The sequence below is a fragment of the Azoarcus indigens genome, assembly GCF_004361735.1.
In the GTDB taxonomy this organism is placed as follows: domain Bacteria; phylum Pseudomonadota; class Gammaproteobacteria; order Burkholderiales; family Rhodocyclaceae; genus Azoarcus; species Azoarcus indigens.
Window position 1 is genome coordinate 41644 of the sequence record NZ_SNVV01000020.1, and the last position, 14077, is coordinate 55720.

Below are 14077 nucleotides of genomic sequence, written 5' to 3' on the forward strand. Positions count from 1 at the left end.
CCGGGCGGCCGGGCCGCACAAAGCTCAGCGACGCGGGGCGCCTGTCGTCAGGTCTATATAACGTCGCCGGTCTTCTTCGAACCGGGCGCGGATGGATTCCCGCTCGCGCTGCTTGGCGTCGATGACAGAGCGATGGGCGCTCAACTCGCCGTTGGCGTTGTCCAGATCGTCGGCAAGTTCGCGCGGCACGCTCTTGCCCTGGTAGGGCTCGACTTCCTTGGCGATGCGGTTGCGCCGCTCCACCAACTCGCCCTCGCGCAGGCGCAGGCCGGCGATGGTCTTGTCCAGGTCGGCCAGCGCGCGGTCCCGGCGGGACTCAACGTCCGCCACGCTCTGGTAGGTATCCAGCAGCGCCTGATCCAGCCGCCGCTGCCGCGCGAGGCGTGCCTCGGCCTCGGCACGCGCGCGGGCCTCTTCATTGCGGCGGGAAATCTCCTCCGCCGTCAGCGGCGCCGCCACTTGCCTGCGTATCACGCCCTGCGGGCTCATCTCGCGATAAGCCCGGCCATAACAGGCATTGGGGAGCACATCGCCGCAGACCGGCTGGGCGCCGATGTCGCAGCAATAGATGCTTTTGCCGCCGCCACTCTGGGCAGAGGCTGCGAGCGGCGCCGCAAGCAGCACCGCCAGGCCGATGTCAGCGAGCCGACGCAATCCCATAAGTGTCCCGGTAGGCTTTCACCGCTCCGAGGTTCTCGACCAGTTGCGGGCTGTCCGCCAGGAAGCCGATCAGGTCTTCCAGCGTCGCCACCGCGATCACCGGAATGCCGAAGGTTTCCCGCACTTCCTGCACCGCCGACAGCGTGCCCTTGCCGCGCTCCATGCGATCCAGCGCGATGACCACGCCCGCCGGCTCCGCACCGGCGGCGCGGATGATCTCCACCGATTCGCGCACCGAGGTGCCGGCGGAAATGACGTCGTCCAGGATCAGCACCTTGCCGGCCAGCGGCGCGCCGATCAGCGTGCCGCCTTCGCCGTGGTCCTTGGCTTCCTTGCGGTTGAAGGCGAAGGGCAGATCCACCCCTTGCTCCGCCAGCCGGATCGCGGTGCCCGCAACCAGCGGAATGCCCTTGTAGGCCGGCCCGAACAGCATGTCGAAGCGGAGGCCGGACTCACGGATGGCACGGGCGTAATACCCGCAGAGCTCACGGAAGGAGGCGCCATCGTCGAACAGCCCGGCATTGAAAAAATAAGGCGAGTTGCGACCCGCCTTGGTGATGAAGCTACCGAAGCGCAGCACGCCCTTGCGGCAGGCGAGCGCGATGAAATCCCGGCTAAAATCCACGATCTTTTGCCCGTATCGCTACTGTTGACTGGAAACTCGACCATGTTACGCATCATCTCCCTCAACCTCAACGGCATCCGCTCCGCCGTCACCAAGGGGCTGCTGGAGTGGCTGCCGCAGCAGAATGCGGACATCGTCTGCCTGCAGGAGCTGAAGGCACAGGCCGCCGATCTCACCGACGCCATGCGCGCCCCGACCGGCTACAAAGGTTGGTTCCACTACGCGGAGAAGAAGGGCTACAGCGGCGTCGGCATCTATTCGCGACACGAGCCGGACAACATCGTCGAAGGGCTGGGCATCGCCGACATCGACGCCGAGGGCCGCTACCTGCAGCTGGATTTCGGCAAGCTCTCGGTCATTTCCCTCTACCTGCCCTCGGGATCCAGCTCGGAAGAACGCCAGCTGGCGAAGTTCAGTTTCATGGAGCGCTTCCTGCCGCACCTGGCGCAACTGCGCGCCTGCGGCCGCGAAGTGGTGGTCTGCGGCGACTGGAACATTGCCCATCGCGAGATCGACCTGAAGAACTGGAAGGGCAACCGCAAGAACTCCGGTTTCCTGCCGGAAGAACGCGCCTGGCTGTCGCTGCTGTTCGAGGAGCAGGGCTGGGTGGATGTGTACCGCCGCCTGCACCCGGAAACCACCGACGAGTGCTACACATGGTGGTCCAACCGCGGCCAGGCATGGGCGAAGAACGTGGGCTGGCGCATCGACTACCAGATCGCCACCCCGGGCATCGCCGACACCGCCCGCAGCACCGCCGTATGGAAGACCACCCGCTTCTCGGACCACGCGCCGCTGACGGTGGATTACGACTTCACCCCCTGATGGGGAAAGCCCCTGCGAGCGTCTGGAATATTCCGTTGGCCTGTCTATGATTCCGATATAGCCCCAGTTCATGGGGCAGCGTTTGCATCGCGAGGTCCCCAATGGTGAATATCCGCCGCCCGCAGCGCACAGACTCCGGCACCGCCCGACGCACCGCGGCGAAAGCACCGCCCGCCTTGCTGCGGCCGATTTCCACACCGCCGCAACACCACTGAGCAGCGCCACATGGACAGCTCGATGACACGGCCGCCCAGCGGGGCGTCCGGGGACGAGGATTTCGCCTTCGCCTCGGAAGACGACGGCCAGGCCGCCGCGGAGGCCAACTCGGGACAGCGCTTCCGGGTGCTTTCGGTCGATGACGACGCCAGCTTCCAGCGCACCCTGAGCTATGCGCTGGCGCGCTTCCGCTACCAAGGCCAGCCGGTGGAACTGCTCACCGCCAGCTCCGCCGCCGAAGGCGCGCGGGTGCTGGCTGGCGACCGCGACATCGCCGTGGTGCTGCTGGACGTGGTGATGGAGTCGGACGACGCCGGCTTGCGCCTGGTGAAAAGCCTGCGTGAAGTCATCGGCAACGCCGAGATCCGCATCGTGCTGCTCACCGGTCAACCCGGCATGGCGCCGATGCAGACCGCGCTCGATCGGCTGGACATCAACGATTACTGGCTCAAGACCGAGCTCACCACCGAGCGCCTCTACGGCGTGCTCACCAGCGCGCTGCGCGCCTGGGAACAGCTGATCGCCCTCAGCCGCGCCCGCCGCGGCCTGCAGATGATCGTGGAGGCCAGCAGCAGCCTGATCCACGCCCGCAGCCTACAGGAGTTCTCCACCCGCGTGGTGCAGGAACTGGCCCGGCTGCTGGGCCTCACACCCGAAGGCATCGTTTGCGTGCAGGAAGGCAGCGACGGCGACCCTTTGTCCGCCACCATCGTCGGCGCCGCCGGCCGTTTCGGCCAGCTCGTCGCCAGCAAGTTGTCAGTGCTGGAGGAAGGCCGCATCCGCCAATTACTGTCGCGGGCGCTGGAAGAACACCGCAACATGGAGGACGACACCGGCCAGGTGCTCTACTTCCCTGGCAGCGCCGAAGGCCCGCATGGCGCAACCTACCTGGCCACCCGCCGACCGCTGGACACCACCGAGCACGAGCTGCTGCGGGTGTTCGCCAGCAACATCAACGCCGGACTAGTCTCCATCGCCCTCGTCAGCCGGCTGGACCGCATGGCCTTCGAGGACGAGCTGCTGGGCATACCCAACGCCAACGCCCTGGTGCGGGTGCTGGAGGAATTCCTCGCCGTACCGCCCCCCCGCGACCGCGCCCTGCTGTTGATCGACCTCGACCAGTACTCCGAGAGCTGCCTGTCGCTCGGCATCTCCCAGGGCGACCAGTTGCTGCGCCGCATGGCCAACCGCCTGCGTCGGCGCTTTCCCTCGCCGGCGGTGGTCGCCCGCCTGCATGACGACACCTTCGGCATCCTCGGCCCGGGCGCCATGCTGGGCATGGAGTGCGTGAGCCACCTGGAAGCGGAAGACCCGGACGATCCCGACTTTCCGCCTTTCATCAGCGTCTGCGCCGCCCGCATCGATCTCGACCGCTACACCGGCTCCGCGCGCTCCGCGATGGCGGTCGGCTCGCTGCTGCTGAAGCAGGCGCGGCGCCAGGGACTGAGCCAGGTCATCGGCTACGAGGCCGGCATGGAGGCAGCCGCCGACAAGCGCTACACCCTGTCCCACGACCTCTACCACGCCTTGCGGGGCGACGAGATCCACATCGCCCTGCAGCCGCAGGTGGACCTCGCCAGCGGCCGGGTGGTGGGCGCAGAAGCGCTCGCGCGCTGGACCAAGCGCGACGGCACCAGCATCCCCCCCTCGGAGTTCATCCCGATGGCGGAGGCCAACGGCCTCATCGTGCCGCTGGGCCGACGCATCATCGAGCTCGCCTGCATCGCCCTCGCCCGCCTGGGCTCCGCTGGCTTCGGCAATATCCCGGTGGCAGTAAACGTGTCCGCCCTGCAACTGGCCCGCGACGGTTTCCTCAATGACCTGCGCGCCACCGTGGAGTTGCACGGGCTGCCGGCCTCGTTGCTGGAGATCGAGGTGACCGAATCCATCGCCATGGATGAGCGCACCGGCACCAGCAACGTGCTGGAACAGTTGCGCGATGCCGGCTTCCCGCTCGCCATCGACGACTTCGGCACCGGCTACTCCTCGCTCTCCTACCTGCGCAGCCTGCCCGCCACCACGCTGAAGATAGATCGCAGCTTCGTCCATGAGATCGGCAATACACCGGAACGGTTGGCGATTGCGGACATGATCATCCGGCTCGGCCAACGTTTCGACATGCGGCTGGTCGCCGAAGGCGTGGAGACACCCGCGCAGCGCGAATGGCTGATCGCCCGGGGGTGCCACCAGGCCCAGGGCTACTTCTTCGGCCGACCGCAGCCGCTGTCCGATCTGCTGACAACATTAAGAGGATGGCAGGCGAACCCCTAGAAGGCGCGCCGGCAGGCCTGGCGCCGAGCCCCTCCCTCGCCCGCCTGTGGCTGGTGCGCCGGCGGCTGGCCACCCTGCTGCTACCCTGGATGCTGGTCTTCGGCTTCGGCACCCCGCTGGTCTGGTACGACCTGCGCCAGACGCTGCACACCCCACTGCTGCGTGCCCAAGCCGACGCGCTGACCGAAGGCAACCAGGTGCTGGTGCGTAGCCTGGCCATCTTGAAGCGCGACATCCAGTTCCTCGGTGACTTCTTCACTCACCTGCCCGGAACCGGCCTTGCCGATGGCCCTTTGCAACTACAGCTCTTCCACAGCTTCGCCGAGAGCTCCGGCTACTACGACCAAGTACGCTGGATAGACGAGACCGGCATGGAGCGCATCCGTATCAACTACAGGGCACAGCACAGTGAGCTCGTGCCCAGGGCAGAATTGCAAAATAAAGCTGATCGGCCTTACTTCGTCGACACCATGCAGTTGAACAGTGGCAGCATCTATTACTCCCCGCTGGACCTCAACATTGAGCACGGTGCCATCGAACAGCCCTTGCGCCCGACGCTGCGGGTAGCTACCCCTGTATTCGACAAGAGCCGCAAGCGCGGGATCGTCATTCTCAATTACCACGCCGGTCGCCTGCTCGAACGCCTGATGGCCATTGGCCTGCAGCAGGGGCTGGAGATACAACTGATCAACCAGGACAGTTACTGGCTGCTCCACCCTGACGCGCAAATGAACTGGGGCTGGCAACTGGACCGCCCAAAGGACAGCCTGGCGCAACACTACCCACAGTTGTGGCGACAGATGCAGGAGAACGACCGGGGTAGCTACCGTGATGAGCACGGCATCTGGAGCTACCTCGCCTTCAACCCCAGCGCCGATACCACGCCGGGTGCAGGCCTGCGCAGCAACCCGCTCACCTGGCGTTTACTGGTACGCATCCCCGAGCCCGCACTGGACGCGGTCGCCGCCCGCAGCAAACTTACTTTCACCCTGCTGGTGTTGATGGCCGTAGCAATCACTGTCGGCCTCTCCGCCCGCCTCGCCCTCGCCATGCGCGCCGAGGAGGAAAAAAGCCTCGCCCTGGCACAAACCAACACCGCCCTGCAGCACTCGCTGGATAACCTGCGCGCAGTGCAGGAAGACCTCGCCCGCGCTGACAAGCTCTCTTCTCTCGGCCTCATGGTGGCCGGCGTCGCCCATGAGCTGAATACCCCGCTGGGCAGCGCGATGATGGCGCTCAGCACCGCGCGGCAGGAGTTGCAGCAGTTGGAGGAGCGCATCCAGTCCGGGCTGAAGAAATCCGACCTCACTGCCTTCCTCGCCAACTGCGGCGAAGGCATGGAACTGGCCGCCCGGGCGGTCGACCGGGCTGGCTCGCTGGTGCGGCGATTCAAACAGACGGCAATAGACCGCACCACCATGGAACGGCGCAGCTTCGTGCTCGCCGAGACCCTGGTGGATGCCGACCACCGCCTGCACAAGTGGGACCACAGCCTGCCGGTCAGCCTCGCGCTGGAACTGGACCCGGCCATCGAGATGGACAGCTACCCGGGCCCGCTCGGCCAGGTCGTCTCCAACCTGATCGAGAACGCGCTGGTACACGGTTTCCCCGACAACCGCGCAGGCAATCTCACCATCCGCGCCGAACCGGAAGGCGAAGATGGCGTCCTCCTCACCGTCGCCGACACCGGCGTCGGCATCCCCGCCGAAGTGTTGACGCAGATCTTCGACCCCTTCTTCACCACCCGGCGCCACGACGGCGGCACCGGGCTGGGGCTGCATGTGGTCTATCAGATCGTCACCGAGCTGCTGGGCGGTCGCATCGAAGTGAGCAGCGTGAGCAACGGTAATACCGGCTCCGGCACCGTCTTCACCCTCCATCTGCCCCGCGTCGCCCCCGCCGCAACGCCGCGCCAGCCCGCGGCCTGAGCCCGCCGGGGCCATTTGCTTCGACCGGGATTTGGGATTAGCGTTGACCCGCCCTCGCGCCCCGCCGCGAATGTCATAGCACCCCCACGGAGGCTTCAATGAGCGACACCACGCACCCCTCGAAGGACAAACTCGTTTCCGATCTCAAGGTCGTCGTCGCCGACGCCGAAGAGCTGCTGAAACTGACCGCCGACCAGGCTGGCGAGAAGCTCCACGACGTTCGCGGCCGTATCGGTGAACGCCTTGCCGGCGCCAAGGAGCGCATCGCCGAAGCCGAGGCCGCCCTGCTGGAGAAGACCAAGCAGGCCGCCCACGCCACCGACGATTACGTCCACGCCCACCCCTGGCAATCCGTCGGCGTTGCCGCCGGCGTCGCCTTCCTGCTGGGCCTGCTGGTCAGCCGCCGCTGAACCGGCGCATGAGCGAATCGCGACGGCCGCGCCTGGCTGACAGCCTGCGCGGCATCCTCGATGCCGGGCTGCACGCAGTGCAGACCCGGCTCGAACTTCTGGGCGTCGAACTCCAGGAAGAAAAGCTGCGGCTGGCCGCACTTCTGCTCAACACCGTGCTCGCCGCGGTGCTGCTGGGCTTCGGCCTCGTCTTCCTGGTGATCTTCCTCACCGTGCTGCTGTGGGACGATTACCGCCTGCTCGCCCTCGGCCTCGCCACCGTCATCCTGTTCGGCGGCGGCCTGTTCACCGCGGCCAACGCGGCCCGCGAACTACGCCGTGGCAGCAGCCTGTTCTCCGCCAGCCTCGCCGAGCTCCGCCGTGACCGCGCGGCCCTGCAGCGCGAAGAATGAGCCGCGCACGGTGATACCCGCATGAGCCCGCAGATGGTCGAACTGGCGCTGCGCAAGCAACGGCTGCAGATCCGCGCCGAAGCGCAGCGGGACGACATGATGGGGCGGCTGGCAGGCATAGAGTCCGCACTGGACACGGTGGACCGGGTGCGTGATCAACTGGACTGGGCCAAGGAGAAAGCCCCCCTGCTGACGGGTGCCGCACTGCTCCTGCTGATGGCCCGCCCGCGCCGCACCTGGTGGCTGGTGCGGCGGGCCTGGGTGGGCTGGATGCTGTTGAGTCGGGTGCGCGGCGGTTCTGTCGCGCCCCTGGTGCCGGTACTGCTCAGCTTGTTCAGCCGTTGGCGCGCTTCTCGGGCAGCACGAGGTTGAGCAGCACCGCGAACACGCCGCACAGACTCACGCCCTGCAGCACGAAGCTGCCGATCGAGAAGCCGAAACCGCCGATGCCCAGCACCAGCACGGTGGAGACGATGACGAGGTTGCGCGGCTCTTCCAGATCGGTGCGCGCGGCGATCAGCGTCTTCAGGCCGATGGCGGCGATGGAGCCGAACAGCAGGATCATGATGCCGCCCATCACCGGCGCCGGAATCGACTGCAGCACCGCATTGAACTTGCCGACGAAAGCCATCGCGACCGCGAATACCGCCGCCCAGGTCATGATCACCGGGTTGAAGTTGCGCGTCAGCGTCACCGCGCCGGTCACCTCCGCATAGGTGGTCACCGGCGGGCCGCCGACCATGCCGGCGAACAGCACGCCCAGGCCGTCGCCCGCCAGGGTACGGTGCAGGCCCGGCTCGCGGGTGTAATCGCGTCCGGTAACACCGCCCACCGCGATCACATTGCCGACGTGCTCGATCGCCGGCGCCAGCGCCACCGGCAGCATGAACAGGATGGCCGCCAGCTCGAAGCTGGGGGTGACGAAGTGCGGCATCGCAATCCAGGGCGCATTGGCGATCCTGGAGAAATCCACGTCGCCCATCAGCGCCGCCAGCACATAGCCGGCGGCGACACCGAGCAGGATAGGCACCAACCGCAGGATGCCGCGGGCGAAGATCGCCGCCGCCATCGTCGTGCCCAGCGAAACCACCGCCAGCAGCAGCGCCTGCTCGCGCGGCATGAGCGTGAGCTTGCCGTCGCCGCTCAGGCCCATCGCCATGTTCACCGCCACGCCGGCCAGCGCGAGGCCGATCACCATGATGATGGGGCCGATGACCACCGGCGGCATCAGCCGGTGCACCACCTGGGCGCCATAACGCTTCACCAGCCCGGCGAATGCGAAGTAGGCCAGGCTGACGCAGGCCAGCGCGCCCATGGTGGCCGGCAGGCCCCAGGTCTGCATCGAGTAGATGATGGGGGCGATGAAAGCGAAGCTGGATCCGAGGAAGATCGGCACCTGCCGCCGCGTCAGCGCCTGGAACAGCAGCGTGCCGACACCGGCGCCCAGCAACGCCATGCTGGGATTCAGGCCGGTGAGCAGCGGCACCAGCACCAGGGCGCCAAAGGCCACGAACAGGATCTGCGCGCCGGCCACCGCCTGGCGCCACGCCGGGGCCGCCGGCGCAATTGCGTTCTCACGCATGGTTGAGCTCCCCGCCGAGGGCGGAAGTGATGGATAAGGGTTGGGAGGCGTCGGGCTTGCGCGCGCTGGCAGCCCGCCCGCCGGCTGCCGCACCGCCAGCGGCCCAGGACCGGCCCGGCGCCTGCGGCATCGCCGCCTCGAACAGCTGCCGCGCCGGCAGCCGCGCTCAGTTCATCTTGGTGCCGAAGATCTTGTCGCCGGCATCGCCGAGGCCGGGAATGATGTAGCCCTGCTCGTTGAGGTGGCTGTCTATGCTGGCGGTGTAGATCTCCACCTCCGGATGGGCGGCCGCCATGCGGGCGATGCCTTCGGGCGCCGCCACCAGCACCAGCGCGCGAACCTGGGTACACCCGTTGCGCTTGAGCATGTCCACCGTCGCCACCATGGAGCCGCCGGTGGCCAGCATCGGGTCGATGATCAAGGCCATGCGCTCGCCCAGATGGCCGACGAACTTCTCGAAGTAAGGCGCCGGCTGCAGGGTCTCCTCGTCGCGGGCGATGCCCACCACGCTCACCTTGGCGCTGGGAATCATGTCCAGCACGCCGTCCAGCATGCCCAGGCCGGCACGCAGGATGGGCACCACCGTCACCTTCTTGCCCTTGATCTGCTCCACCTCCACCGGCCCGGCCCAGCCGGCGATGGTCACGGTTTCCAGCGGAAAGTCCTTGCAGGCCTCGTAGGCCAGCAGGCGCGCCAGTTCGGCGGTGAGCTCGCGGAATTTCTTGGTGCTGATGTCAGCCTCGCGCATGAGGCCGATCTTATGACGCACGAGCGGATGGTCGATCTGGTGAATGGGCATCGGAAGCGGTCCTTGAAGGGTCGCCGCAGTTTACTACCGACGACTGCGCCAACGGCGTGGCTTCCGCCGCACTGGGATAAAATGCGCGCCTTCCGCAGACCTCCCGTGCCCGGGCCGAGAGCCCTCGCAGCAATCCATGCCCACCGACCTCAACGCCCTCCGCCTCATCCTCGCAGAAGCCGACTGCCTCGCCTCCCCGCAGACGGTGGAGCAGGCGCTGGACCGCATGGCGGACGAAATCACCACCCGACTGGCGGACAGCAACCCCCTGGTCTACACGGTGATGAACGGCGGCCTGATCTTCGCCGGCCGCCTGCTCACCCGCCTGCCTTTCCCGCTGGAAACCTCCTACCTGCACGCCAGCCGCTACGGCCACGCGCTGCAGGGCACCTTGCTGGATTGGCGGGTGCGCCCCACGCAGGACCTGCGCGGCCGCAGCGTGCTGGTGCTGGACGACATCCTGGATGAAGGCCACACGCTGGCGGCCATCGTCGACTACCTGAAGAACGAAGGCGCGCGGGAAGTACTCACAGCGGTACTGGTACATAAAAACCACACGCGCAAGGCCTACCCCGGCATGCGCGCCGACTTCACCGGCGTGGACGTGGCCGACCGCTTCCTGTTCGGCTGCGGCATGGACTACAAAGGCTACTGGCGCAATGCGCCGGGCATCTACGCGGTGAAGGGACTCTGAGGGAGCGAATACATGCTGATCACCTTCCATTCCGACGAAAGCGCCGACGTCATCATGTTCGGCGACGCCGCCAAGGCACTGCTAGGCATCCTCGGCAAGGACCCGCAGGACAGCAAGGGCATCGTCACCGTCGAGCAACTGCCGGCCGCCATCGAGCGCCTGCATGCCGCCATCGAGGAAGACCGCGCCCGCCAGACCCGGCAGGGCGACGCCGACGAAGAGACCGCCCGGGAACAGGGCCAGACCGGCATGGCGGCGCCGGTCGGCCTCGCCCAGCGCGGCTGGCCGCTGCTGGAGATGCTGGAGCGCTCGGCCCGCGCCGGCGTGCCGGTGACCTGGGGCAGTTGAACCCGGCAGGCGGCAGCCCCGCCGGCAAGCCCCCAGCCGCAACTCAGCGGCTGCCCCGCCGCGATGCAGCCTGCGCGGTGATGTAAGCCTCCACCTGCGCCTGCGTCACGCTGCCCTTGCCGGCGTTGTCGATCTCGCCGAAGTGGCGATGGACGAAGGGCATGCCTGCCTTCGCTTCTTCTTCGCTGAGGCTGCCGTCCCGGTTCGTGTCGGCCGCCGCGAAACGTTCCTGCAGCCGCTCCTTCATCCGCGCCGCTCCCTCCTGCGCCGCAGGCTCCGCCGCCCTCACCCCGCTCGCCGCCATGCCGGCGGCCAGCCCCAGCAGCGCCGCCAGCGCCACTCCTGAAATCATCCGCTTCATCTGCCGCTCCTCGTCCTGATCCATGTGCCGGCTCAACGGCCAGGGCAGGCGATGGTGTTGCCGCCCGCGTCATAGCAGGTCGCGCTGTGCGACCACCCGCTGTCCTTGCTGTAGCTGGTGCTGCTCTGCACCGAGTTGCCGGTGGTGGCGCTGGTCGCCGAAGTGCTGCGGCTCTGGCTGAGGTTGCCGTCGGCATCCCGGCTGGCGCTGCCGCTGCTGCTTACACTGCCACGGGCATTGCTGGCCGCCACGCTGCTGCTGTGGCTGGCGCTGCCATCGGCCCCGCGGCTGTTCTGCGCGCTGCGCGCGCCGCTGCCGCCGTCCGCCCTGTTCCAGCTGCGGCTGCGCTGGCCGCTGCGGTTGCCGGCGCCGTCGCCTTGCCGCATGTACTGGCGCGCCATGCTGCCGCCCTTGGGGCCTGTTACCTCGCGCGATCCGGCCACGCCGGCGGCCTGGACCGGCAGCGCGAACGTAGCGGCCAGCAGCATGGCCAGCACGCTGCCCGGCACGCCGCCGGTACGCAGGAATCGAAGATGGGTCGTCATGGGAAAACCTCCTGATCGCAATGCCCGCCGCCCTGCGCGTCGGGTCGTCTGCACTCTACGGAAGCGGACCTGCCGCCGGGTTACCTGGAGAATCGGCCTCATTACCGGCGGTTACCGGCGGCCCCGCTGGTAATCGCCGGTAACCGTAGCGGCCGCGGTGAGGCACCGACAGCGCGGCTAAGATGTCGCCGGTAAAGTCATGGACGGAGAACGAGGTGGAGGAAGCCGGCAAATTGCTGGTGGTGGACGACGAAGCTGAATTGCGTGCGTTGCTGGCCCGCTATCTCGGCAGCCGCGGCTACCGGGTGCGCGAGGCGGCGGACACCGCGGCCATGGACCGGCTGCTGGAGCGCGAGCATTTCGACGTGCTGGTGCTGGATCTGATGCTTCCGGGCGAAGACGGCCTCGCCGCCTGCCGCCGGCTGCGCGCCAATGGCGACGCCATCCCCATCCTGATGCTGACCGCCCGCGGCGATCCGGTGGACCGCATCATCGGCCTGGAGACCGGCGCCGACGATTACCTGCCCAAGCCCTTCGAGCCGCGCGAGTTGCTCGCCCGCATCCAGTCCCTGATCCGCCGCCAGCGCCTGCTCGGCGCCCAGGTCCATCGACAACCGGAAGCCGCCGTCCGCATCGGCCGTTACCGGCTGGACGGCGAACGCCGGCAGCTGCTGGATGGCGAGCAGGTGATCCCGCTGGCCGCCGGCGAGTTCGACCTGCTGCAGGCCCTGGCCGCCAACCGCGGCCGCGCGCTGGGCCGCGACCGCCTGGTGAGCCTCGCCGACGGCCCCGGCGCCGCGATCAACGACCGCAGCATAGACGTGCGCATCCTGCGCCTGCGCCGCGCCATCGAGGACGACCCGGCCAATCCGCGCCACCTGCTCACTGTGCGCGGCAAGGGCTACATGCTCGCCGCCGAGCCAAAGTGAAGCCGCGGGCGATGCATGGAATGAGGCGGGGCCTCGCCAGTTGCAGCGGCGTCGCCCCACGTTCCGCGCCGCGCCCTTGCGCGGCCTCCGTCCGGTCCACCGCCGCCCTCGCCACCCCTGGCACCCCATGACCCCCCCTGCCCGCCGCCCCTACCGCCTGTTCGGCCGCAACGCGCTGCTGCTGGCCGCCCTCATCATCGTCGGTCAGATCCTGGGCGCGCTGGTGTTCTACTTCTTCGTCCAGCAACCGCGCACCGAGCGCTACGCCGCCGCGCTGGCGGAGAACGCCGCCGCCGTTGCCGGCGCGCTGCAGGCGCTGGATGGGGAATCGCGCCAGCGCTTCGTCACCGCCTTCAACGCCGGCACCGAGCACCAGGGCAAAGCCACTGCCGGCCCCGGCCGGCCACTGGAACGGCTGATGCTGCGCCAGGTCTCCAGCCAGCTGGCGCTGCACGGCATTGAAGCGCTGTGGCGGGAAGACAGCGGCGGCACGCTCTACCTGCGGCTGAAGCTGGACGGCGAGGACTACTGGCTCGCCAGCCGTGGCCCCTTCCGCCGCCAGACCATCCCCGGCGCCGCGCTGCTGGCGTGGACGCTGGGCGGCGCCCTCGCCGTGCTCGGCGCCTTCCTCATCCAGCGCCGGCTGGACCGCCCGCTGCGCGCACTGGTCGCCGCCGCCCGCAGCCTGGGCCAGGGCCACCGCCCGCCACCGCTGGCGGAGGAAGGGCCGGAGGAAATCCGCAGCGTGGGCCGCGCCTTCAACCAGATGAACGCCGCGCTGGCCGAAGCCGAGCGCGAGCGGGTGCTGATGCTGGCCGGCGTCTCCCATGACCTGCGCACACCGCTGGCCAAGCTGAGGCTGGCAGTGGAGCTGAGCGGCGACACCGAAGCGCCCGGCCTGGCCGCCGACATGGCGCGCCATTGCCGGCAGATCGACGCCATCATCGACCAGTTCCTCGACTTCGCCCGCAGCGACGACGGCGAGCCGCCGCGCCGCACCGATATCGCAGAACTGCTGCACTCGGCCCTGGCCGCAGCCGGCGGCGAGGCCTTCCGGCTGGAGATCCAGCCCGGCCTGCCGACGCTGATGCTGCGCCGGCAGGCGATGCTGCGCCTGCTGGGCAATCTCCTCGGCAACGCGCTGCATCACGGCGCGCCGGACTTCGTGCTGCGCGCCGGATGCGAAGGCGGGGAACTGCATATCGCGGTACTGGACCGCGGCCCCGGCATTCCGCCCGCCGAGGCCGAAGCGCTGATGCGCCCCTTCGCCCGCGGCTCGGCTGCCCGCGGTGGCCCGCCGGGCGCCGGCCTGGGGCTGGCCATCGTCGATCGCGTCGCCCGCCTGCATGGGGGCAGCCTGGCGCTGCTGCCACGCGAGGGCGGCGGCCTGGAAGCCCGCCTCAGCCTGCCGTTGGAGAGGCTGGACGCCAGCGGCGCTCATGCTGTCGACACCGCCGCGCGCCACTGACGAGGGCGGCCATTCGCCCCACCA

Annotated in this window: 16 protein-coding genes; 10 read left to right on the forward strand and 6 right to left on the reverse strand. The window is 68.4% G+C overall.

Annotated elements, in window-relative coordinates; genetic code table 11:
- Positions 1–24 precede the first annotated feature (24 nt).
- Both C7389_RS18910 and pyrE read right to left on the reverse strand, forming a co-directional pair.
- Positions 25–660, reverse strand: coding sequence for a hypothetical protein (locus C7389_RS18910; protein WP_133594213.1), 636 nt, complete (start codon positions 658–660; stop codon positions 25–27).
- Positions 638–1285, reverse strand: a complete 648-nt coding sequence (gene pyrE, locus C7389_RS18915) for an orotate phosphoribosyltransferase (protein ID WP_133594214.1) — start codon at positions 1283–1285, stop codon at positions 638–640. The genes C7389_RS18910 and pyrE overlap by 23 nt, the downstream gene beginning before the upstream one ends.
- Before the next feature lie 42 nt (positions 1286–1327).
- Here pyrE and C7389_RS18920 point away from each other — a divergent pair, with 42 nt between their 5' ends.
- From C7389_RS18920 to C7389_RS18945, 6 genes are all read left to right on the forward strand, one after another.
- On the forward strand, positions 1328–2110 hold the full coding sequence (locus tag C7389_RS18920) for an exodeoxyribonuclease III (RefSeq protein WP_133594215.1): 783 nt from the start codon (positions 1328–1330) through the stop codon (positions 2108–2110).
- Positions 2111–2335: 225 nt separating this feature from the next.
- Entirely contained in the window at positions 2336–4597 is a 2262-nt protein-coding gene (locus tag C7389_RS18925; protein ID WP_246034895.1) for a GGDEF/EAL domain-containing response regulator, read from the forward strand.
- Positions 4579–6525, forward strand: coding sequence for a sensor histidine kinase (locus C7389_RS18930; protein WP_162851784.1), 1947 nt, complete (start codon positions 4579–4581; stop codon positions 6523–6525). Before C7389_RS18925 ends, C7389_RS18930 begins: the two co-directional genes overlap by 19 nt.
- Positions 6526–6623: 98 nt before the next feature.
- The gene (locus tag C7389_RS18935; RefSeq protein WP_133594217.1) at positions 6624–6935 is read left to right on the forward strand and encodes an ElaB/YgaM/YqjD family protein; all 312 of its coding nucleotides are present in this window, start codon (positions 6624–6626) and stop codon (positions 6933–6935) included.
- A gap of 8 nt (positions 6936–6943) precedes the next feature.
- Positions 6944–7327 carry a phage holin family protein gene (locus C7389_RS18940; protein ID WP_133594218.1) on the forward strand — a complete coding sequence of 128 codons (384 nt, stop codon included), beginning with the start codon at positions 6944–6946 and terminating at the stop codon, positions 7325–7327.
- A 21-nt stretch (positions 7328–7348) separates the two neighbouring features.
- Complete coding sequence (locus C7389_RS18945; protein WP_133594219.1) at positions 7349–7699, forward strand: YqjK family protein; 351 nt, start codon at positions 7349–7351, stop codon at positions 7697–7699.
- Here C7389_RS18945 and C7389_RS18950 read toward each other — a convergent pair.
- Positions 7662–8909 carry a uracil-xanthine permease family protein gene (locus tag C7389_RS18950; RefSeq protein ID WP_133594220.1) on the reverse strand — a complete coding sequence of 416 codons (1248 nt, stop codon included), beginning with the start codon at positions 8907–8909 and terminating at the stop codon, positions 7662–7664. The genes C7389_RS18945 and C7389_RS18950 overlap by 38 nt on opposite strands.
- Positions 8910–9075: 166 nt before the next feature.
- Positions 9076–9708 carry a uracil phosphoribosyltransferase gene (gene upp / locus C7389_RS18955; protein WP_133594221.1) on the reverse strand — a complete coding sequence of 211 codons (633 nt, stop codon included), beginning with the start codon at positions 9706–9708 and terminating at the stop codon, positions 9076–9078.
- Between the two features lie 136 nt (positions 9709–9844).
- On the opposite strand from upp, the gene C7389_RS18960 reads away from it, so the two are divergent.
- Entirely contained in the window at positions 9845–10402 is a 558-nt protein-coding gene (locus C7389_RS18960; RefSeq protein WP_133594222.1) for a hypoxanthine-guanine phosphoribosyltransferase, read from the forward strand.
- 12 nt (positions 10403–10414) lie between these two features.
- On the forward strand, positions 10415–10750 hold the full coding sequence (locus C7389_RS18965) for a DUF1840 domain-containing protein (protein WP_133594223.1): 336 nt from the start codon (positions 10415–10417) through the stop codon (positions 10748–10750).
- A 43-nt stretch (positions 10751–10793) separates the two neighbouring features.
- Here the strand turns inward: C7389_RS18965 and C7389_RS18970 are convergent, their stop codons facing one another.
- Both C7389_RS18970 and C7389_RS18975 read right to left on the reverse strand, forming a co-directional pair.
- On the reverse strand, positions 10794–11135 hold the full coding sequence (locus C7389_RS18970; protein ID WP_133594224.1) for an EF-hand domain-containing protein: 342 nt from the start codon (positions 11133–11135) through the stop codon (positions 10794–10796).
- Positions 11136–11143: 8 nt separating this feature from the next.
- On the reverse strand, positions 11144–11656 hold the full coding sequence (locus C7389_RS18975; protein WP_133594225.1) for a hypothetical protein: 513 nt from the start codon (positions 11654–11656) through the stop codon (positions 11144–11146).
- Positions 11657–11838: 182 nt separating this feature from the next.
- Here C7389_RS18975 and C7389_RS18980 point away from each other — a divergent pair, with 182 nt between their 5' ends.
- Both C7389_RS18980 and C7389_RS18985 read left to right on the forward strand, forming a co-directional pair.
- Complete coding sequence (locus tag C7389_RS18980) at positions 11839–12585, forward strand: response regulator (RefSeq protein WP_133594226.1); 747 nt, start codon at positions 11839–11841, stop codon at positions 12583–12585.
- Positions 12586–12712: 127 nt separating this feature from the next.
- Entirely contained in the window at positions 12713–14053 is a 1341-nt protein-coding gene (locus tag C7389_RS18985) for an ATP-binding protein (RefSeq protein WP_133594227.1), read from the forward strand.
- The last annotated feature ends 24 nt before the right edge of the window (positions 14054–14077 follow it).

Bases quoted from the DNA above. Each gene is read 5' to 3' on its own strand.
- C7389_RS18910 (WP_133594213.1), bottom strand. From the start codon at position 660: ATGGGATTGCGTCGGCTCGCTGACATCGGCCTGGCGGTGCTGCTTGCG.
- C7389_RS18920 (WP_133594215.1), top strand. From the start codon at position 1,328: ATGTTACGCATCATCTCCCTCAACCTCAACGGCATCCGCTCCGCCGTC.
- C7389_RS18925 (WP_246034895.1), top strand. From the start codon at position 2,336: ATGGACAGCTCGATGACACGGCCGCCCAGCGGGGCGTCCGGGGACGAG.
- C7389_RS18930 (WP_162851784.1), top strand. From the start codon at position 4,579: ATGGCAGGCGAACCCCTAGAAGGCGCGCCGGCAGGCCTGGCGCCGAGC.
- C7389_RS18935 (WP_133594217.1), top strand. From the start codon at position 6,624: ATGAGCGACACCACGCACCCCTCGAAGGACAAACTCGTTTCCGATCTC.
- C7389_RS18940 (WP_133594218.1), top strand. From the start codon at position 6,944: ATGAGCGAATCGCGACGGCCGCGCCTGGCTGACAGCCTGCGCGGCATC.
- C7389_RS18945 (WP_133594219.1), top strand. From the start codon at position 7,349: ATGAGCCCGCAGATGGTCGAACTGGCGCTGCGCAAGCAACGGCTGCAG.
- C7389_RS18950 (WP_133594220.1), bottom strand. From the start codon at position 8,909: ATGCGTGAGAACGCAATTGCGCCGGCGGCCCCGGCGTGGCGCCAGGCG.
- upp (WP_133594221.1), bottom strand. From the start codon at position 9,708: ATGCCCATTCACCAGATCGACCATCCGCTCGTGCGTCATAAGATCGGC.
- C7389_RS18960 (WP_133594222.1), top strand. From the start codon at position 9,845: ATGCCCACCGACCTCAACGCCCTCCGCCTCATCCTCGCAGAAGCCGAC.
- C7389_RS18965 (WP_133594223.1), top strand. From the start codon at position 10,415: ATGCTGATCACCTTCCATTCCGACGAAAGCGCCGACGTCATCATGTTC.
- C7389_RS18970 (WP_133594224.1), bottom strand. From the start codon at position 11,135: ATGGATCAGGACGAGGAGCGGCAGATGAAGCGGATGATTTCAGGAGTG.
- C7389_RS18975 (WP_133594225.1), bottom strand. From the start codon at position 11,656: ATGACGACCCATCTTCGATTCCTGCGTACCGGCGGCGTGCCGGGCAGC.
- C7389_RS18980 (WP_133594226.1), top strand. From the start codon at position 11,839: ATGTCGCCGGTAAAGTCATGGACGGAGAACGAGGTGGAGGAAGCCGGC.
- C7389_RS18985 (WP_133594227.1), top strand. From the start codon at position 12,713: ATGACCCCCCCTGCCCGCCGCCCCTACCGCCTGTTCGGCCGCAACGCG.